Below are 20,800 nucleotides of genomic sequence, written 5' to 3' on the forward strand. Positions count from 1 at the left end.
CACTTAGCAAAGTTGCGAATCAGTTAAAAGCCATCTGATATTGTTTTGAATTGATGTTTTTATAACTTCCCAAGTGTGTTGATATAAAGTAATGTTTTCATTTATCCTCCTTTTATTCATATCAAGCCAGGCAAATACTGCAAGGCAAATATGATTTCTTTGAGCTCGGCCCGTGCGTGCCTGACAGCGTTCAATACCACAAGTTTGTTTTAATTCTCGATGATAAACCTCTATAGACCAACGTGCCTTAACAATTTTCTCTATTTGCTCACGTGTGGGATTTTCCAAGTTCGTTGTTATGTAATCAATGCGACCATTCTTTGCCACAAACTTAAATACCGTAACCCAACCGTATCCACGTAGGTGAATTTTTAGCCCCTCATCGGGTATCTCTAAACTTTCCAAGCTAACATTATGATTAACTTTTCTATTTTTCCTTAGGGTGGTAACCCATAGCCAGCCTAAATTACGTATATGTTTTAAATTCTCCAACCCGCTATACCAAGCATCCATGACTATGGCATCAGGATTGAGACCTCTTTCTTTAGCTAAAGTAAGCATATCACAAAAATGCTCATTCTTTGTTTTACCATCAGTGTCTTTATCATATATTCTATAATCTACGGGAGTAGATTGAGCAATTTTAGTATTGTAATGTAGTAAGTTTACCATTCCTATACCAGGTATAACATCATGTACAGCTCCAGAATATTGATAACGTACAAGCTCAATCTTCTGACTGTATTGCTTTGATAATAAGGTGTCATCCCCCACTAATAAACACGGTGCTTCCCAATCTATATATTTTGACACTTCCTTATAGATTTCGCTAGGACGAAAATCCTTACTCTTTAACCATCGACTTGCACTATCGTGAGATAGATCTACTGGACTCACTTCAGATAATGCCTTGCTAGTATATCTGACACTACTTGCTTGTAAAAATGATTTATATAAGTCCTTGCTACATTGTGTTCTTGTCATTTTTATCTAAAACTATTTTTCTCTAGATTAACATACTTTTTGCTAAGTGCGAAACTCCTGCCTGTATCTTCACCTCGTAGTAATTGCAACATTATTGACAATGGCAATATTAACCTTGGCCATAATTGTACTATTCTACTATAACATGGTAAATTAAAGTAACCCTTATATTTATGCGGTAAGTAGTATAAATAATAGTTTTTAAAGTCCTTGCAAGGCGATAGATAAAAATATATGACTATTGTCATCAATTCTGCAAGACTTAATTTTCCTATTCTATGCCTTTGCTAATAATAGACGGTGTTCTATCCATTCTTCATATATTTTACAAAAATTATCTACTAAATAATATACAGTTATGATACATCTTTTCATGTTGAGTTACTGATCTTTTATTAAAAAAATCTATCATAACTCAACATTAATCTCCTTTAAACCCTTTCTCTATAAGCTTTCTATCTATCCCTTATCCTAAATTAGCGTTATTAATCTTATTTGTCATTATAGCTAATACAAATATCAAACAGCTTACTATTGTCCCTATAAATACTCCCCTGAGGTTAAAATATTGTAGAGATAAGGAATAATGTTCCCAAAGTAAAAAAGTTGCTGCTCCGCTTATTGATGATAAAACCATTATCTGTGTTGGTACTCTAATGCTAAAAAGCGTTGTTACTAGCGGCACTAATATTACAGGTCCCCAAAAACCGGTGAAGAATACTACTAAATCTATTACGTTGTTGAATTTTAGGGCAGCAATTATAGCAAGGCTTCCTGTTGCTACGTTAATAATTCGGGCAATTAATAATAGTTTCTGCTCATTTTTTACCTGTAGAATTGGGTTGATTATATCTTTGACAATAGCTATAGAAGTAACGTTTAAGTCAGAATCCGCAGTAGACATAACAGCAGCAAGCAGCCCACTTATGACCAATCCTTGAATTAAAGGTGGGATTATTTGATTAATCAGATAAGGTAATACTAAGCTTGATGGTTGCTCTGGATAAAGTTTATAAGCAATTAAGCCGTTTAAAGTAACACAAATTAAAAAGAATAAATATATAACCGATTTTGTATATATTGCTTTAGTCGTTTGAGTAGGGTTTTTATTAATCAAAGCTCTTTGAATAAAGGTAGGGTATAGATTCATTACGCTAAAGCTTAAAGCAGCAGCGATTATATAAGAAAATAAGTTAGATTGCTTAGTTTCAACAATCAAATCGCCTATAGGATTTATAGAACCAATTTTGTTTAGCCCTATAAAAGTGACAACAGGTATCGCAATTATCATAGCAAAAAATTGCAGTAAATTAGTAAAAACAATAGATTGCAGCCCACCTATTGTAGTGTATATAAGTACTATACTATAGCTTAAAATTACTCCCTCAATATAATTTATTTTTAAAATATATTGAAAAATATAACCGCTGACGCTTATTTGAGCGGCTAAAAATCCAACCGATACAATCACAGAACTAACCCCGCCAATAAAACGACCTAGATTGCCATAATATATACTCATTATATCGCCTATGCTTTCTGCTCCATGATGCTTTGCAATTAGCGGTACTACATAAATAGCGATTATGATATCTATTGGGATAGTAAGTATTAAAGCATAAGCATAATATGCGTGTCCTAAAAAAGCTTTTTCCGTAATACCAAAAGTAGTAGCCCCTCCTACGGAACTTGCAAAAATGGTAGCTATTAATAGCAGCTTGTTATTCTGAACCTTACTCTCTACATTTGCATAATTTTTAAAGCTACTATTTTTAGCTCGGTAATAAATACCTACAGCTAAAATGGATATCAGATATAAGAATACGATAATATTATCGATAGGTATTTTGGGCATTATGAGATTTCTGAATTAAAAACAAGTTATTAATATATCTTATTTATCACAACATAAAAATAAAAAACTCATTAACAATTATTACTGAAGTTTTGACAAAAATTCTAATTTTTCTGACTAAAGTTAAATATTGAGTGCTTTTATCAGCTTAAAAGCGATATTTCTACAATTTAAAGTAAATTATTTGATATATAATACAAATTATAGATTGATACACTCGCCACTTTTTTTAATAAAAATTTTTTGTCAAAACTTCAGCTATAAGTTTGGCTATCTTTTTGTCAAAACTTCAGTATATTACCTATGTAATTTTATTCACTTTACCAATATTATGCAATCTTATCTTGATGGATTATTTTAGGAATACTCACGATTTCTTAGATAGAAAAGAGCATAGTTTTAGTAATTTAATATATATTGTAGAAAATTTTAATGAACAGCATAAATTATTATTACTAAATTATGGTAAGTTTCTTTTAAAATTTTTAGTAAAAGAAGGAAGTTTAGTTGTATTATACTATTTGTTTTATTGCCTGGTATGGAATTCGTAAATATAAACCGAAACTGTTAGCAGAATATAAATTTTTTCTAATAGCTACATTTATTTGCGGTATAATTTTTGCTTTATGGCGACTATATCTATATAGCTTATTTCACTAAGGTCCTTACATGGTGGTAATGTTTAATATGTGGTAAATTCCAGTATTAATTAAGCCAGATTTATATTTTCTTCCCATACCTCATTGGGTGTTTTATAACCGAGCACTTTTCTTGGTAAATTATTTAAAAAATCCTCAATTTCTTGTAATTGCTTTATTGTTAATTTTTTTATATCTAAAGATTTAGAGTATACTCTGTGCACCATTGAGTTAATCTTCTCTATCAATGGTTTTTGCCATGGAGAATAAGGATTGCAAAAATATACTTTTCGTTCAGATTTTGGCAATAGTTGTTCATGATTGGTAAATTCTTTGCCATTATCTAACGTTATGCTTTTGATTATATGCGACAATTGTTTAAGTTTTTTATTCATGTTACCAATCACATCTTGTGTTCTTTTTGAACGGTTTAAAGTGAGAAACACTTTTTGTGTTCTGATATCCACAAGAGCGCCTATATTACGACTTTGATTACCTTTGTTAAAAGTTAAATCACCTTCTAAATGACCTATTGCTGCTATCTTTCTATTTATCTCTGGTCTTTCAGTAATGGAAACTCGATTTGGTATTGTAATTCTTTTGTTTCTGATTCTTGTACCATGATGCAACCTATTTTTCCTTTTTCTTGCTAAAGATAAATATAATTTTTGCCTTTGTGCTATAGGAGATGTATAAATAAACTGGTATATACTCTCTGTAGAAATATTGACAGTATCTCGTGATAGTTTACGTCTACCTGAAATTATATCTGGTGAAATACCCTGTGTTAACTGCTTTATTATTTCTGCTCGTAAATTATTATCAATATCTAATTTTCTTTTTCTCTTACCTTGCCTTAAACTGCAAGCAAGTGTGTTAGCCCTATCTGGTCTATAATTATGCCTCATTCTCTTGAGTTCATAACATATAGTGCTTTTATCACGGCCAATCTTTGTCCCTATATATCGCGAGCTATAACCACTCTTATTCATTTCGTATATTTTAAATCTTTCATCTATCGTTAAATGAGCCATGATATATCTATATTTAAATGATGCTCCTCGCAGCAGAGCTACGAGGTATCTAAAAAAGTTTTAGTTGTTTCTTATGATATCACGAAGCAGAGCTTCGGGGAATTAAACCCTGAGAGATTAAAAATTGATTATATCTGGCTTAATTAATTATAGAACTTTCCAATCAGTATACCCTATAGTATATTTTGACTGTTTTAGTAGTGAAAGTAAGACAAGATAAACTTATTATTAATAAATCAGTATATGTAGCTTTAGGAATAGATTTATCTGGCAGAAAGGATATTTTAGGCTTATGGATAAGTGCGAATGAAGGAGCTAAATTTTGGCTTGGTAATTTTACTGAAATGAAGAATCGAGGAGTAAAAGATATCTTAATTGCTTGTAGTGATAATCTAACTGGTATGTCTGATGCTATTGCATCAGTATATCCGCAAACTGAACATCAAATTTGTATTGTCCATCAGATCAGGAATAGCCTCAAATATGTATCATATAAAGATAGAAAGCAATTAGCAGCGGATTTGAAACTAATCTATACTTCTGCTACTGAAAAAGAAGCAGAATTAGCTCTTGAGTCATTTGATCAAAAATGGAGTAAGCAATATCCGCATATAGCTAAATCTTGGTATAATAATTGGGATAATTTGATAATTTTCTTGCAATATCCAAAGGAGATTCGTAAGATTATTTACACTACAAATGCGATAGAATCGCTGAATAGCCAATTGAGAAAAGTTACTAAGAATAAACGCATCTTTCCAAATGATGACGCAGTATTTAAGGTTTGAGATCTGACAATTGATTATATTACCAAAAAATGGTCTATGCCTATCCCCAATTGGAATGAAGCTATGGCTCATTTTATGATCAAATTTGATGGTAGAATTTAATGGTTCACGAAATTTACACAATTGATGAGACAGAGCCAATAATTTACTTTAAATTGTCGAAATATCTCTTTTAAGCTGATCAAAGCACTAAATATTTAACTTTAAATATAAATTTTTACTTTAGTCAGAAAAATGAGGATTTTTGTCAAAACTTCAGGTAAACGATCATTAATTGAATCAGTATTTAATATACTAAAAAATAGAATGAACCTAGAGCATACAAGGCATAGATCTCCTGTTAATTTCTTGGTGCATATTCTAGCTTGTGTTACTTCTTATACTATCACTAAATCTCGTATAAAACTTGATGCTTTAGCTCCAGAACAACTTCTCTTATCCTAAATTGGCGTTAATAAGGTAGGAGCTATAACAATTTGGGGAATAGCACTACTATATTTACCGCAAACAATAATTACTATAAAGTCCGTCCGCCAAAACTCTACAAGCCTTATAGATAATATGGTTTTAAGACAAGAAGTAATACAACAATCCGTAAGAAAATGATAAAATATGGTCATAAACCTTATGGATTTCAGTCAATGCCAATAGACAACATTATCAAATCGCAAGAACAAGGGAAACTGTTTGGTTATAAATTAAAAGAAGAATTAAACCCAAATAATAAGCTATATAAATTAAGAGAATTAATAAATTGGTCTAGGCTCGAAGAGTGGTTATCAAAAAATGTTTGTATTAAGAAATTTGGTAGAAATAGAAAATGTCATAGAGTGATGCTTGGCATAACGATGCTACAAGCAATGTATAATTTTTCAGATTCATTATCAGAGGAAGAGCTAAAAGAGAATATGTATTGGCAGTATTTCTGCGGGTGGGAATATATAGAAAAAGACATAGCTATCTCGGAAACTAGTATACGACGGTTTCGTAGTGTATTAGGTGAAGCTGGATATAATGAGATATTATCGGAGTTGATCAGGGTTGGGATAAAAACTAACACAATTAAAAAAAAAGATTTGGAATTAATCATCGCTGATACGACTGTACAAATTAAGAATATCAAACACCCACACGATGTTTATTTAATGGATAAAGCTAGGCTTAGCATAGTAAAGCTTTGCAACAGTTTGGGTATACATTTGAATGAAACATACGCTAGAACCTATAAACGCGATATAGTAAAGCTATGGAAATATAAAGAACATAGTAAAGCCAAGAAGCGTTGGAAAATAATGAAGCATTTAAAAATATTACTGGGTCGTTTGATTAGAGTATGTGAGCGTGAGATCAAAAATAAGCAATTAAACTTGTCTCTCAAAAATCAAGAAGTATTGCAAAAAATAAAACAAATACATAACCAATCTGTTTTAAAAAGAGAAGCTAAAAAGCAATATAAAGAAGATAACAAAGTATTATATAGTCCGTCCGCCAAAACTCTACAAGCCTTATAGATAATATGGTTTTAAGACAAGAAGTAATACAACAATCCGTAAGAAAATGATAAAATATGGTCATAAACCTTATGGATTTCAGTCAATGCCAATAGACAACATTATCAAATCGCAAGAACAAGGGAAACTGTTTGGTTATAAATTAAAAGAAGAATTAAACCCAAATAATAAGCTATATAAATTAAGAGAATTAATAAATTGGTCTAGGCTCGAAGAGTGGTTATCAAAAAATGTTTGTATTAAGAAATTTGGTAGAAATAGAAAATGTCATAGAGTGATGCTTGGCATAACGATGCTACAAGCAATGTATAATTTTTCAGATTCATTATCAGAGGAAGAGCTAAAAGAGAATATGTATTGGCAGTATTTCTGCGGGTGGGAATATATAGAAAAAGACATAGCTATCTCGGAAACTAGTATACGACGGTTTCGTAGTGTATTAGGTGAAGCTGGATATAATGAGATATTATCGGAGTTGATCAGGGTTGGGATAAAAACTAACACAATTAAAAAAAAAGATTTGGAATTAATCATCGCTGATACGACTGTACAAATTAAGAATATCAAACACCCACACGATGTTTATTTAATGGATAAAGCTAGGCTTAGCATAGTAAAGCTTTGCAACAGTTTGGGTATACATTTGAATGAAACATACGCTAGAACCTATAAACGCGATATAGTAAAGCTATGGAAATATAAAGAACATAGTAAAGCCAAGAAGCGTTGGAAAATAATGAAGCATTTAAAAATATTACTGGGTCGTTTGATTAGAGTATGTGAGCGTGAGATCAAAAATAAGCAATTAAACTTGTCTCTCAAAAATCAAGAAGTATTGCAAAAAATAAAACAAATACATAACCAATCTGTTTTAAAAAGAGAAGCTAAAAAGCAATATAAAGAAGATAACAAAGTATTATATAGTTTTCATGCCCCTGAAGTAGAGTGTATAGGAAAGGGAAAACGCAACAAGCCATATGAGTTTGGCAATAAAGTAGCGGTAGTAGTAAGTGGTCGTAGAAATTTTGTTTTATCCGCAAAATCGTTTCATAATAATCCTTATGATGGTCATACATTGCATCAGAGCTTTGAAGCAGTAGAGAGTGTCACTGGAATCAAGATAAAGAAATCATTTGTTGATCTTGGGTATAGTGGTAGCAATGTAAAGGAGAAGAGTAAGGTATATACCCCAAAAACGCGGAAGAAGTTGTTACAAGAGGACAAGTCTATGATCAAGAGACGCAGTGCCATAGAACCAATAATAGGTCACTTAAAGCAATATGGTCGGATGGGTAGAAACTTCTTGAAAGGTATGATAGGAGATATTATCAATCCAATAATCTCTGCTATTGGTTTGAATTTACGATGCATTGCAAATCATTTACAAATCGTGTCTAACTCCACATAAATCAAAAATATCATCATGCAAAAACTAGATGAACGATAAAAAATCGTTAACAATAGCTCCATATCAAAATTAGACCAACACAGAAATGTATCAGTAAAAATTAACATAACTTATTAATTTTTATTGAAAATCTTAGCAATTTGTTGTCAAAACTCTATCCCATTACAAATGATCAGGATTTGAAGTGTTTTTGGCGGATAGACTATATAGTTTTCATGCCCCTGAAGTAGAGTGTATAGGAAAGGGAAAACGCAACAAGCCATATGAGTTTGGCAATAAAGTAGCGGTAGTAGTAAGTGGTCGTAGAAATTTTGTTTTATCCGCAAAATCGTTTCATAATAATCCTTATGATGGTCATACATTGCATCAGAGCTTTGAAGCAGTAGAGAGTGTCACTGGAATCAAGATAAAGAAATCATTTGTTGATCTTGGGTATAGTGGTAGCAATGTAAAGGAGAAGAGTAAGGTATATACCCCAAAAACGCGGAAGAAGTTGTTACAAGAGGACAAGTCTATGATCAAGAGACGCAGTGCCATAGAACCAATAATAGGTCACTTAAAGCAATATGGTCGGATGGGTAGAAACTTCTTGAAAGGTATGATAGGAGATATTATCAATCCAATAATCTCTGCTATTGGTTTGAATTTACGATGCATTGCAAATCATTTACAAATCGTGTCTAACTCCACATAAATCAAAAATATCATCATGCAAAAACTAGATGAACGATAAAAAATCGTTAACAATAGCTCCATATCAAAATTAGACCAACACAGAAATGTATCAGTAAAAATTAACATAACTTATTAATTTTTATTGAAAATCTTAGCAATTTGTTGTCAAAACTCTATCCCATTACAAATGATCAGGATTTGAAGTGTTTTTGGCGGATAGACTATAAAATCTTGGATAAATTGGTTAAGTTAAAATGAACGAAATATTAAATGCATTTTTTCATGCAATAATCTTAGCACTTGGCTTAATCGTACCTTTAGGAGTACAGAATATTTTTATATTTAATCAAGGAGCTACACATCAAAAATTTCAAAAAGTTTTACCTAGTATAATATCAGCTTCTATATGCGATACTATTCTTATCTGCTCTGCCGTTTTTGGTTTGTCTTTAATAATTTTTGAAATCCCTACCCTAAAACTTGCTATATTTGTCTTGGGATTTATTTTTTTATTATATATGGGATATAATACTTGGAATCAGCCACCTCTTGATCTTACTAATAACTCGAACGCACTTTCAGCTAAAAAACAGATTCTATTTGCTATATCAGTATCGATATTAAATCCACATGCAATTATGGATACAATAGTAGTAATAGGTACAAGTGCCTTAAAATATCAGGGGCTTACAAAAACTATATTTACTTTAACTTGTGTGCTTGTATCTTGGTTATGGTTTTTCTCTTTAGGTTTTGCTGGTTATATAGCTAACACGGAAATGTTTCTACCACAGATTAGGAAAAACTTAGGCATTGATCAATAATTTTACGTAAACAGTTTTTAAAGTTAGTCCAGCAATGTTTAATAGGATTTAGATCTGGTGAATATGTGAGTAAATACAAAAACTATGGTAAAAACCTTTCCGCGTTAGCTATAATATTAGAAAGCTGAATAAAAGTAGTACAATTTTAGCTATAATTAATAAAATAGCAGCTATTATAATTTGGGCAGTGGCTCTTTATATAGGAATACAAATATTATATGAAATCGGTTTTATTAACTAGAAGCTGGGAGGCTAATTTAGAAACTACCCAGGAAATAGGTAAATATTTTCATTATATTAACTGCCCTATAATTAAGTATAAAACTTTAGATTTTGATGCTAATATTTTAAAAAACTATTCAAATATAATAGTCACTAGCAAATATGCCGCCATAATTATTGCTGAATATGAATTAAATCATAACATTTGGGTAGTGGGTGATAAATCAAGAGAGATATTAATAAATAAAGGCTTTAAAATAGCCTATGCCGGTAAAAACGTCGATGATTTGATGCAGCATTTTCCGGATGATTTGTATGAACAAGCTATATATCTATCTTCAAATGAAATCACTAAAGATTTGCCTGATAAAATAAAACGTTATATTATTTATAATGTAGAATATTTAAATGAGCTTCCATTATCTGTTGTAAAAGAACTTAAAAATTCTATTGATTTTATTTTACTTTATTCTCAAAATAGTGCTAAGACTTTGTTAAAGTTATTGAGTGAAAATAATTTATTAGAATATTTACAAAATAGTTTAGTCGTAGCTATAAGTTTAAAAGTTGCAAATATAGTTAGACCTTTTTTTAAAAATGTGGTTTATTGTGATGACCAAAATCCTAACGATTTAATCAAATTATTATTTGAAAATGCAAAAATTCAATAGTTTATTTAAAAGCAGGAATCTCTTTCTCATAGTGATAGTAATATTTACTTTATCTTCTTTCACGCTTTATAACAATAAGAGCGATATTTTCAAATTATTTAAAAGCGAAAATAAAAATTTAAGTCACACTCTTGAGACCTCAGAGGAAGATAAATCAAACATTAAAGAAACAAAAGAAGAAGCCCCTTTATTATCTACTAAAACATTTTTTAATTATGTAAATTCCTTAAAATTCCCTGAAGCTCCTACTGCTGCATCAGAACAAAAACCTGAGCCTCAGCCTAAAATATATTCACCTGATTATATTCATTATCTGCTAAATGCAAATCTACTAACATATAATTTTTTGCAAGATCAGGAATATAGTAAAGAATTAACAGTTTTAAAATCTCTGCCGCTCCCTCAGGATATAAAAAATATTTTAGCAAATTTAGAAGAATATAATAATAATTACCTTATTTCTAAATCTGAAAGAGTAGAAGTAATTTTCCCATTAAATCATAAATGGCTTGAAAAATTTGTTAAAATCGAGAAAAAGCCTTCTAATATAACTATAAAAGAACAAGATAAATCCTTGATCCTCGAACAATTAAAATATCTAATTAATTTTCTTTATTCAGAAAAATTTATGCAGGAGTTTATAAATAAAGATGTTTAGATTATTATTAATATGTGCTGCTCTTTTTCTTCTTTATTTTGGCTTTACCTTAACGCAAAGCTTTGATTCAAAGGTTTTCATTAGTTTATATAATTATAATATTGAAACTACTTTTTTCTTTAGTCTAATTAGCTTAATTCTATTAATAGTACTTGGTTTTATCATAATAAGATTTTTGATATTAATTATAGATTTACCAATTAAGATACATAATGTTTTTAGTAATCGTAAAATCAATAATGATAGATATTCATTAGTTCTAGCCTTTGCAAAATATATTACTGGTAATAAAGCTAAAGCAGGCTCTATTGCCCGCAAGAATTCATCTTGTGAAAATTTAAAAGAATTTCATAACTTAATTTTAGCCGAAACAGAAGAGGATGTAGATAAGAAAATCGCTTATTTGCAAAATATTTCTAAATCAAAAGAATTTGCTTTTTACAGCAATAAAAATTTAGCCAGACTTTATTACGATAAAGGACTTTATCAAGAAGCTGAGAATTATGCTATTAAAGCTTATAATTTAAATGAATATGATGCAGATAATTTAGTTACTTTAGCTTATTGTTACGGGCAACTTGCTTTATGGCCTAAATTTACTTTTATCACAAATAAAATTGCCAAACTTCATAAAGCTATACCTATTTCAGACAATTTAAAAATTGCTGATTACTATTTACTGGCAAATGATGCAGAATATTTAGAGTCGGCTATAAACACCAATTTTGTAAATATCCCTTTGCTAGAACTTTATTTGAATTCAAATAATAATCTGAATGATAAGAAAAAGATCAAAATATTGAAAGATGCTTTTCAGATGATGCCGTCTCTAGAAAGAGTAAAGCTCTTTAAAAAATTCACTACCCTATCAGACGAACAAGTTTATGAAGAACTAAACAACCCTCAGCTATAAGCTGAGGGGTTATACAGTGGAATCGATTAGAAATCGATCATCATTTGCTGGCTCACCTTCTTGTTCATCAATATACTGCTGTATCATTTCGTCAGTAATATTACCTGAACTCACTGCCATATATCCTTTAGCCCAAAAATGATTACCCCAAAATTGTTTCCTTACATGACTGAAGTTTTGACAAAAATTCTAATTTTTCTGACTAAAATAAAAATTTATATTTAAAGTTAAATATTTAGTGCTTTTATCAGCTTAAAAGCGATATTTCTACAATTTAAAGTAAATTATTTGATATATAATACAAATTATAGATTGATACACTCGCCACTTTTTTTAGTTAATCACCCTGCATTGTAAATGCAGGGCTTAAGATTACGGCATAAATGCCTTAGCTATAGCTAGTTTTCAACTTGAAAGTTTCCAAACTTATCATCTCTCGATTCATGTTTATCAATATAATCCTTAATCATTTTGTCAGTCACATTGCCTGTGGTTCTGACAAAATATCCAACAGCCCATAAGTGTTTACCCCAATACTGTTGCCGTAATTCTGGAAATTCCTGCTGAATCTTCCTTGAACTCTTTCCTTTTAGATACTGTACCACCTTACTAATACTTTGATAAGGTGGCACAGATACATAGATATGTACGTGATTTGAAGCTATCTTCCCTCTTAATATCTCTACACCATTATTCTTACATATCTCTTGGATTAGGTCCTTGACTCTCCTACCAATATATTATAGCGATATTTAGTCACCCATACTATATGATAAGTGCAATCGTAAACTGTGTGGCTTAGCTTCTTGTAATACTGCATCTCTTCATTCTATATGTTAAAACGACGCACTGCAAGTGCGGGGTTTTTCTCCCAAATTTGGGACAATAAAAATTTTTTGTCACAACTTCAGTCTTGAGCTACTCCCTTTTAGATATTGTACAAGCTTACTTAAAACCACTTGAGGACGGTATGAAATAAATATATGAAACCTGAATTCTGGATTAATCTAGGTTTGGAAGTAAGTATTTACAAGGGATAGAAGATTGACTAACGAATATTAGAATTACCCTCAACGAACATTAAAATTACCTATAAAAAAGAAGTAACTATGGACAGTAAAATCGAATAAAAATTTATTTTTAAATATTTAAATATTATTCGAGAATTACTGATGACATGTACAAATAACCAAGTAGGTATTTTAATGCAAAAGATCAAAAAATATAATCAGATAATTTCTGCTGCAAAAGCAGGTATGAGTGTAAAAACGGCACGTAAGTATTTACGTATTAATAAGTATCCAAGCGAATTACGCACAATACGTAAATATAGGACACGTAAGGATCCATTTGTGAAGCACTGGGATGAAATAGAATCAATGCTAGAATCAGCACCGGAGTTGCAAGCAACTACCATATTAGCATATTTGACAGAAAAGTATCATGGGAATTATAATGGGAAGCAATTACGCTGTTTGCAGAAAAGGTTGAAACAATGGAGAGCTGCACATGGTAAGGATAAGACAGTAATCTTTTTACAAAATATTCTTCCTGGCAAACAGAGTCAGTCTGATTGGACCAATATGAATCAATTGGGTATTTGTATTGGTGGGCAACCATATCCTCACTTACTATTTCATTTTATGTTGCCTTATTCATGTTGGGAAACTTTTAGCATATGCCATAGTGAAAGTTTTGATACATTAGCATCAGGGTTTGAAAAAGCTGTATGGGAGTTAGGTGGAGTTTTACCAGAGCATCGTACAGATAATTTAAGTGCAGCTACCAAGCAATGTGGTAATAGTAGACAATTTACAGAAAGATGGCAAGAATTGCTTGGTTATTACAATGTTGCACCATCGCGAAATAATCCAGGCGTCAGTCATGAAAATGGTTCTGTTGAAAAAAGTCATGATACATTTAAGCAAGCAGTGAATCAACATCTGCTATTACGTGGATCACGTAATTTTGTTGATTTAAAAGCTTATGAATTATTCCTTACACAAATTAAAGAAAAGCGAAATAGCTGTAGAAAAGAAAAATTAGCTGAAGAATTAGTTCTGATGAACGAACATTAGAATTACCCATGACGAATATTAAAATTACCCATTTTTGAGTAAAAAATATTGTCTAAAGTGTTACATTATTATCCTCCGATTTTATAGTTAATTTTTTGCCTTTAGCTGTAGCGATTCTATAACTTTCAGTATTGAGTTCAAGAATTGAAGAATGGTGAACCAATCTGTCAATAACTGCTGACGTAGTCATTTCATCTTTAAAAATAGTATTCCATTTTGCAAAAACTAAATTGCTAGTAATTAATCTCTCAGGGTTTAATTCCCCGAAGCTCTGCTTCGTGATATCATAAGAAACAACTAAAACTTTTTTAGATACCTCGTAGCTCTGCTGCGAGGAGCATCATTTACACTACGCATTTCATAACGTTCAGCTAATAACCTGAATTCTGGATTAATCTAGGTTTGGAAGTAAGTATTTACAAGGGATAGAAGATACTCTATATAATTTTTAGCAAAAAAACAAGAGTATCCCCATGAAGAAAGATATTACTGCATTATTTTGTTTTGTCGATGATTTTTGTAAAATTAGCGAGCAGTGGAATGATGTGTAGAAGTTAAGATTTGATCTTACAGACACTATAAATTTTGCCCCTGATTGTCAGTTAAATTTTGACTGTCAGATACATATTCAAGATACAAGATTTCATTATTCTTTTCAACAGCTAATTTCTTACTATCCTTAAAAGTTTGCATAGGAGTTTTTCCATAACAATATTTACCAGAATGAGGTCTTTCATTATTGAAATACTCTAGCCAGATATCAAGATCTAATTGTAGGTCATCAAGAGCTGTATAAATCTTTTTCCGCATAGCTGTATCAAAGAATTCTTGTTTCATGGTTTTATTAAAACGCTCACACATACCGTTTGTTTGAGGAGAATATGCTTTAGTAGTAGTATGCTCTATACCTTCGATACTTAGAAATAATTCAAAAGCATGATGCTCTATATTCCCCTTATATTCTGACCCACGATCTGTCAGAATACGAAGTATTGGTATCCCTTGAGTCTCATACCATGGTAACACTCGGTCATTAAGCATATCAGCAGCAGTTAAAGCTGTTTTATCAGTATATAGTTTAACATCAGCTACTCTGCTGTAGCTATCAATAAATACCTGAGAATAAACCTTACCTATACCCTTAAAGTTGCCTACATAATATGTATCTTGGCATCCTAGATACCCTGGATGCTGTGTCTCAATTTCTCCATGAGCTTCTTTTTCATTACGACGCTTCTCTAGCACTTGTAATTGTGCCTCAGTAAGCACAATACCATCTTGAGCCATTTTTGCTTCTAATGCTTTAAGTCTTTTACTGATGTTGTTTAAATCATTACGTAACCAAATTGATCTTACTCCCCCAGGTGATACAAGTACACCTGTCTTTTTAAGCTCATTTGATACTCTTAGCTGACCATATGCTGGATATTCTATTGCCATATCTAGTACTGCTTTCTCTACAGCAGGATCAACTCTATTCGCTATTATTGGCTTTCTTCGACTAATTTCATACAACGCTTCTTCGCCACCAGTTTCATACAGTTCTTTAAATCTGTAATAACTATCTCTACTATATCCCATCGCTTTACATGCTGATGATATACTACCAAGGCTCTTAGCTAATTCAAGTAAACCTAATTTTGGTTTTATTATTTTTTGATTTAAGTTCATTCTTTATCTCCATTTAATAATTAATTTATTTTACTAAATGTAAGATATAATCTCAACTATTACAAATGATGCTCCTCGCAGCAGAGCTACGAGGTATCTATCCAAAAAGCTTTAACTGTTTTTGTTGCAATGCTTTATAAGAAGGTTTGCCTGAACCTTGATTCTGTACATAATTACGTAATTTCTGCTCATCACCATGTTTACCTACTGTGCTCATAAAATATCCTTTACTCCAAAACTCACTTCCCCATAATTTTTCTTTAAGATTTGGATATTTCTCAAACATTTTCTTAGAAGTAATACTTTTTATGATTTGAGTTATTTTTGTTGGGCTATACATTGGTATTGATGTAATAAAAAATGTACGTGATCTTTATCTACTCCTATTTCTAAAAATCTAATTTCATAACGATCTTCTATGTGCTCACAAATTTTACACAAATAATCATCTAGTTCTTGATTGAATATTACTCTTCTATACTTTGCCGGCGTTACTAAATGATATATTAGTACTGTGACATTATGACTCTTATGTATATAACTGCTTTCTTCCATTCAAGTAGTATATCACGAAGCAGAGCTTCGGGGAATTAAACCCTGAGAGATTAATGGTAGAAATGATTTATTAATCCACTGCTCGCTAATTTTACAAAAATCATCGACAAAACAAAATAATGCAGTAATATCTTTCTTCATGGGGATACTCTTGTTTTTTTGCTAAAAATTATATAGAGTATCTTCTATCCCTTGTAAATACTTACTTCCAAACCTAGATTAATCCAGAATTCAGGTTTAAAATTACCTACATAATACGTATCCTGACATCCTAGATAACCTGGATGCTGCGTCTCAATTTTTCCATGTGCTTCTTTTTCATTACGACGCTTCTCTAGTACTTGTAACTGAGCTTCAGTAAGAACAATCCCATCTTGAGCCATCTTTGCTTCTAATCTGCAGTTTTGACAAAAATTCTAATTTTTCTGACTAAAGTAAAAATTTATATTTAAAGTTAAATATTTAGTGCTTTTATCAGCTTAAAAGCGCTATTTCTACAATTTAAAGTAAATTATTGGATATATAATACAAATTATAGATTGATACACTCGCCACTTTTTTTAATAAAAATTTTTTGTCAAAACTTCAGTTAATTGGGAAGACTCCTTGTTTTTAACCAGGTGTCCATATATGACGGTGCCACTATTGTGCCTAATCATTTTACCAACTCTTCATGTTAAAGAAATATACCTATCTATTTCGAGATTTGTTAATATTGATATTTGGCTTAGTAGGAATAGGAGGTTTTTTGGGCACAGGTATATGGTTTTGTGTACTAATATTATTAAAATACTTGGTACGCTCACGTACTCAGGAGTTTCGCACTTAGCAAAAAGTATGTTAATCTAGAGAAAAATAGTTTTAGATAAAAATGACAAGAACAAAATGTAGCAAGGACTTATATAAATCATTTTTACAAGCAAGTAGTGTCAGATATACTAGCAAGGCATTATCTGAAGTGAGTCCAGTAGATCTATCTCACGATAGTGCAAGTCGATGGTTAAAGAGTAAGGATTTTCGTCCTAGCGAAATCTATAAGGAAGTGTCAAAATATATAGATTGGGAAGCACCGTGTTTATTAGTGGGGGATGACACCTTATTATCAAAGCAATACAGTCAGAAGATTGAGCTTGTACGTTATCAATATTCTGGAGCTGTACATGATGTTATACCTGGTATAGGAATGGTAAACTTACTACATTACAATACTAAAATTGCTCAATCTACTCCCGTAGATTATAGAATATATGATAAAGACACTGATGGTAAAACAAAGAATGAGCATTTTTGTGATATGCTTACTTTAGCTAAAGAAAGAGGTCTCAATCCTGATGCCATAGTCATGGATGCTTGGTATAGCGGGTTGAAGAATTTAAAACATATACGTAATTTAGGCTGGCTATGGGTTACCACCCTAAGGAAAAATAGAAAAGTTAATCATAATGTTAGCTTGGAAAGTTTAGAGATACCCGATGAGGGGCTAAAAATTCACCTACGTGGATACGGTTGGGTTACGGTATTTAAGTTTGTGGCAAAGAATGGTCGCATTGATTACATAACAACGAACTTGGACAATCCCACACGTGAGCAAATAGAGAAAATTGTTAAGGCACGTTGGTCTATAGAGGTTTATCATCGAGAATTAAAACAAACTTGTGGTATTGAACGCTGTCAGGCACGCACGGGCCGAGCTCAAAGAAATCATATTTGCCTTGCAGTATTTGCCTGGCTTGATATGAATAAAAGGAGGATAAATGAAAACATTACTTTATATCAACAAACTTGGGAAGTTATAAAAACATCAATTCAAAACAATATCAGATGGCTTTTAACTGATTCGCAACTTTGCTAAGTGCGAAACTCCTGGTACTGATTCTATGCTCGGCTCTTTAATTATTATTGGTTTTGGTACTTGCTTTTTGTCCTCTAAAAAAGTAGTTTTATGCCATTTATCTAGCTTAGCCGATACTGCAGTTAAAATTTTAGATACTAAAGAATTATGCCCTTCTCTCAAATCAGTAATACTATCGCTTCGTGAAGCAATGAGAGAACCAATGCCACTATCAGCTTGGGATTTTATAGATATATCTTCATCAAGTAATACATTAGCCCCTTCAGCTGTAAAAACATATCCCGCACTAGTATTTTTATAACCAGTCCATCTTATTTGGGTGGAGGGTGGTAATAAATACTCTAACTCATCTGGTCTCTGAGAAATTGCAGAAATACTTTTGCCACGTACATTCTTATAAATAATTCTTACATTTTTTTTATTAGATTCTGTATCTATTTTTAGATTAGGGGCAAGAGATGTACTGATAAAACCTTTTTCTTGCGATATTATATGTTCCTGTGCGTTCTTAATTAATTGGTTAAGGTTATACTTATCTTGATTCCGTATAACTTGAGGTAGATGAATATCTGGTAACTTATTTAATCCATGAGAAGCTATTGCTGTATTCAGCATTGCACTAGCAATCTGATTAGTTTTCATAGCGTCAGTATCTCTTAATAGTAACGACATAGTTTTATAGTGAACTCCAGTATATTTATATATAGCTAGCATTTCACCATAATCTAAAGTACTTAAGCTAGCTGCTTGTTGAATATCCGCTTCTTTAATACGCTCTTGAAATTCTTTATAACTGGGAGGAGAAAGATTAATTTTGGTATTAGTAGCATATTTTTGAATATCTTCCTTAGAAATAGATAAATGGTTAAAATTAACATTATTCAGTAAGTTTTTAAGATTTATTGTTTTACCTTTTCTATTTAATAAAATCTGTCCATTGCTTTTTGAGAAAGAGATATTTTTAGTATTATTTTCATAATCTTGAATTATATCGTGAATAATTTCCTCAAATATTTGAGTATCCTTACTTTTATTTAAAGGCCCATATTGGTAAGACATATGTTTATCTTTAGAGACATTTTCGAATGCTTTGTGCAAATTATTTTCTTTTAATAATTTTTCTACTTTATCAATATACTTATTCATAAAAATACTCTTCTAAGAATTAATCTTTATATTCAGATATTTTATCAAAACTTACGCTATGTTATAGGAAATATGCTAAACACCCTTATTACAAAGCTATGTTTTTATAGCGGATTACTTTATAACATCCCTTAATTCATGGGCATTACATCAAACATAGCGTAAGTTTTGTTATAAAACTGAAGTTTTGACAAAAATTCTAATTTTTCTGACTAAAGTAAAAATTTATATTTAAAGTTAAATATTTAGTGCTTTTATCAGCTTAAAAGCGATATTTCTACAATTTAAAGTAAATTATTGGATATATAATACAAATTATAGATTGATACACTCGCCACTTTTTTTAATAAAAATTTTTTGTCAAAACTTCAGTATAAAAGATTCATATAATTTAATATATAATAAATACCAAATAATTAAAATATTTTAATAAAATAGAAATGTAAAATTTAATGTTATCGTATTAAGGATATAGATATGAAAAATTATAGTTTATTAGTAATAAATAATTATATATATTATATAATGTTAACTCTAAAAAGAGAATAGAATGAAAGAAAATCCAGATTATAATATAGTTTTAAGTCAAGAATCTTTAGAAAAAATCATTTCGTATAAAAATGATATCATCTCACTCTCTATAGAGCCTGGAGGATACTTAAAGAAATCCATAGATAAAGTAATACAAACGGGAACTTCTCTTGAAGAAATATCTAATGAACAATTTATAGAATTATTGTTATCCACTAAGAAGCCAAAAATTTTTGCTGAAAGTGAAATATTATGTAATGGTACAGATTGGAATCGTAAAGAATTGCAAATATTAGGTGACATTAATATCACTATGCCTGTTCAAGTATATGATAATGGTGCATGGTCTCCATCTGATAACAATTTCTTGAAACATATAACACCTTTAAATGCTGAGCTATTATTTACTCCTGGTGCATTACTTCAGGGCAATATAACAGGTAATATTATTAAAGGGCATATGGTTCCAGGGGTAACCCCAGATTTTGAAGAAGTAGTAGATGGCAATAGACTTAATCAGGATAAATATACCAAATTAGTAAACAGAAGATTAACCCCTATTTTAACTCATGCTAATGAAAGTGCTAAGAAAAATGGAATATCTGCTATAATCACTCTACCAGGCATAGGATGTGGCACATTTGCAGGTCGATTTATAGCTAACGCGGAAAGGTTTTTACCATAGTTTTTGTATTTACTCACATATTCACCAGATCTAAATCCTATTAAACATTGCTGGACTAACTTTAAAAACTGTTTACGTAAAATTATTGATCAATGCCTAAG

The 20,800-nt window shown here is 30.9% G+C and carries 15 protein-coding genes and 12 pseudogenes; 14 read left to right on the forward strand and 13 right to left on the reverse strand.

All coding sequences use genetic code 11. The annotated features are described in order from the left end of the window. Positions 1-3: 3 nt before the first annotated feature. The 3 genes and pseudogenes from AAHI98_RS01700 to AAHI98_RS01705 all read right to left on the reverse strand — a co-directional run bounded on the left by AAHI98_RS01700 (position 4) and on the right by AAHI98_RS01705 (position 2,839). The gene (locus AAHI98_RS01700; protein ID WP_342224856.1) at positions 4-984 is read right to left on the reverse strand and encodes an IS701 family transposase; all 981 of its coding nucleotides are present in this window, start codon (positions 982-984) and stop codon (positions 4-6) included. 35 nt (positions 985-1,019) lie between these two features. After that, positions 1,020-1,359, reverse strand: a pseudogene (locus AAHI98_RS18400) (IS982 family transposase); the annotation flags it as partial. Between the two features lie 91 nt (positions 1,360-1,450). Then, positions 1,451-2,839 (reverse strand): sodium:solute symporter family protein, encoded by a 1,389-nt coding sequence (locus AAHI98_RS01705; protein WP_342224857.1) that lies wholly within the window; start codon positions 2,837-2,839, stop codon positions 1,451-1,453. 293 nt (positions 2,840-3,132) lie between these two features. Between AAHI98_RS01705 and AAHI98_RS01710 the strand changes: the two are divergent. Continuing rightward, positions 3,133-3,484 (forward strand): annotated as a pseudogene (locus tag AAHI98_RS01710) (hypothetical protein); the annotation flags it as partial. 64 nt (positions 3,485-3,548) lie between these two features. On the opposite strand, the gene AAHI98_RS01715 reads toward AAHI98_RS01710, so the two are convergent. Further along, complete coding sequence (locus tag AAHI98_RS01715; RefSeq protein WP_342224646.1) at positions 3,549-4,511, reverse strand: IS30 family transposase; 963 nt, start codon at positions 4,509-4,511, stop codon at positions 3,549-3,551. Between the two features lie 151 nt (positions 4,512-4,662). Between AAHI98_RS01715 and AAHI98_RS01720 the strand changes: the two are divergent. The 10 genes and pseudogenes from AAHI98_RS01720 to AAHI98_RS01765 form a co-directional block, all read left to right on the forward strand. Continuing rightward, a pseudogene (locus AAHI98_RS01720) lies at positions 4,663-5,401 on the forward strand (IS256 family transposase); the annotation flags it as partial. A 159-nt stretch (positions 5,402-5,560) separates the two neighbouring features. Then, positions 5,561-5,743, forward strand: a pseudogene (locus AAHI98_RS01725) (transposase); the annotation flags it as partial. Between the two features lie 158 nt (positions 5,744-5,901). Beyond that, positions 5,902-6,810: a transposase gene (locus tag AAHI98_RS01730; RefSeq protein WP_342224860.1), complete on the forward strand. Its 909-nt coding sequence runs from the start codon at positions 5,902-5,904 to the stop codon at positions 6,808-6,810. 46 nt (positions 6,811-6,856) lie between these two features. After that, positions 6,857-8,218: an IS5 family transposase gene (locus tag AAHI98_RS01735; RefSeq protein WP_342224717.1), complete on the forward strand. Its 1,362-nt coding sequence runs from the start codon at positions 6,857-6,859 to the stop codon at positions 8,216-8,218. Between the two features lie 190 nt (positions 8,219-8,408). After that, entirely contained in the window at positions 8,409-8,912 is a 504-nt protein-coding gene (locus tag AAHI98_RS01740; protein ID WP_342224861.1) for a transposase, read from the forward strand. Between the two features lie 235 nt (positions 8,913-9,147). Next, positions 9,148-9,657: pseudogene (locus AAHI98_RS01745) on the forward strand (LysE/ArgO family amino acid transporter); the annotation flags it as partial. Between the two features lie 169 nt (positions 9,658-9,826). Then, positions 9,827-9,958 (forward strand): annotated as a pseudogene (locus AAHI98_RS01750) (amino acid transporter); the annotation flags it as partial. Further along, a complete protein-coding gene (locus AAHI98_RS01755) occupies positions 9,936-10,610 on the forward strand; it encodes a uroporphyrinogen-III synthase (protein ID WP_342224862.1) in 675 nt (224 codons plus the stop codon). The pseudogene AAHI98_RS01750 and the gene AAHI98_RS01755, both read left to right, overlap by 23 nt. Further along, the gene (locus AAHI98_RS01760) at positions 10,594-11,268 is read left to right on the forward strand and encodes a hypothetical protein (protein ID WP_342224863.1); all 675 of its coding nucleotides are present in this window, start codon (positions 10,594-10,596) and stop codon (positions 11,266-11,268) included. The genes AAHI98_RS01755 and AAHI98_RS01760 overlap by 17 nt, the downstream gene beginning before the upstream one ends. Next, entirely contained in the window at positions 11,261-12,181 is a 921-nt protein-coding gene (locus AAHI98_RS01765; RefSeq protein WP_342224864.1) for a tetratricopeptide repeat protein, read from the forward strand. The genes AAHI98_RS01760 and AAHI98_RS01765 overlap by 8 nt, the downstream gene beginning before the upstream one ends. A gap of 9 nt (positions 12,182-12,190) precedes the next feature. On the opposite strand, the pseudogene AAHI98_RS01770 reads toward AAHI98_RS01765, so the two are convergent. The 3 pseudogenes from AAHI98_RS01770 to AAHI98_RS01780 all read right to left on the reverse strand — a co-directional run. Then, positions 12,191-12,361, reverse strand: a pseudogene (locus AAHI98_RS01770) (transposase); the annotation flags it as partial. A 218-nt stretch (positions 12,362-12,579) separates the two neighbouring features. Beyond that, positions 12,580-13,001, reverse strand: a pseudogene (tnpA, locus tag AAHI98_RS01775) (IS200/IS605 family transposase). An 82-nt stretch (positions 13,002-13,083) separates the two neighbouring features. Next, positions 13,084-13,167 (reverse strand): annotated as a pseudogene (locus AAHI98_RS01780) (transposase); the annotation flags it as partial. A gap of 186 nt (positions 13,168-13,353) precedes the next feature. On the opposite strand from AAHI98_RS01780, the gene istA reads away from it, so the two are divergent. Further along, positions 13,354-14,259 carry an IS21 family transposase gene (gene istA, locus AAHI98_RS01785; RefSeq protein WP_342224865.1) on the forward strand — a complete coding sequence of 302 codons (906 nt, stop codon included), beginning with the start codon at positions 13,354-13,356 and terminating at the stop codon, positions 14,257-14,259. A gap of 52 nt (positions 14,260-14,311) precedes the next feature. Here istA and AAHI98_RS01790 read toward each other — a convergent pair whose 3' ends face one another. The 5 genes and pseudogenes from AAHI98_RS01790 to AAHI98_RS01805 form a co-directional block, all read right to left on the reverse strand. Next, on the reverse strand, positions 14,312-14,542 hold the full coding sequence (locus tag AAHI98_RS01790) for an ATP-binding protein (protein WP_342224966.1): 231 nt from the start codon (positions 14,540-14,542) through the stop codon (positions 14,312-14,314). 293 nt (positions 14,543-14,835) lie between these two features. Then, positions 14,836-15,930 (reverse strand): IS481 family transposase, encoded by a 1,095-nt coding sequence (locus tag AAHI98_RS01795; RefSeq protein WP_342224693.1) that lies wholly within the window; start codon positions 15,928-15,930, stop codon positions 14,836-14,838. A 97-nt stretch (positions 15,931-16,027) separates the two neighbouring features. Continuing rightward, a pseudogene (gene tnpA / locus AAHI98_RS01800) lies at positions 16,028-16,485 on the reverse strand (IS200/IS605 family transposase). Between the two features lie 42 nt (positions 16,486-16,527). Beyond that, positions 16,528-16,626 (reverse strand): annotated as a pseudogene (locus AAHI98_RS18405) (IS982 family transposase); the annotation flags it as partial. 95 nt (positions 16,627-16,721) lie between these two features. Continuing rightward, positions 16,722-16,880 (reverse strand): annotated as a pseudogene (locus AAHI98_RS01805) (IS481 family transposase); the annotation flags it as partial. 476 nt (positions 16,881-17,356) lie between these two features. Here AAHI98_RS01805 and AAHI98_RS01810 point away from each other — a divergent pair. Continuing rightward, positions 17,357-18,337: an IS701 family transposase gene (locus AAHI98_RS01810; protein WP_342224818.1), complete on the forward strand. Its 981-nt coding sequence runs from the start codon at positions 17,357-17,359 to the stop codon at positions 18,335-18,337. On the opposite strand, the gene AAHI98_RS01815 is transcribed toward AAHI98_RS01810, so the two are convergent. After that, the gene (locus AAHI98_RS01815) at positions 18,314-19,483 is read right to left on the reverse strand and encodes an ADP-ribosyltransferase (RefSeq protein ID WP_342224866.1); all 1,170 of its coding nucleotides are present in this window, start codon (positions 19,481-19,483) and stop codon (positions 18,314-18,316) included. The two genes, AAHI98_RS01810 and AAHI98_RS01815, sit on opposite strands and share 24 nt — an antisense overlap. Positions 19,484-20,033: 550 nt before the next feature. Here AAHI98_RS01815 and AAHI98_RS01820 point away from each other — a divergent pair. After that, positions 20,034-20,699 (forward strand): hypothetical protein, encoded by a 666-nt coding sequence (locus AAHI98_RS01820; protein WP_342224867.1) that lies wholly within the window; start codon positions 20,034-20,036, stop codon positions 20,697-20,699. The last annotated feature ends 101 nt before the right edge of the window (positions 20,700-20,800 follow it).

This window comes from Rickettsia endosymbiont of Urophora cardui, from assembly GCF_964030725.1.
Lineage (GTDB): Bacteria > Pseudomonadota > Alphaproteobacteria > Rickettsiales > Rickettsiaceae > Rickettsia.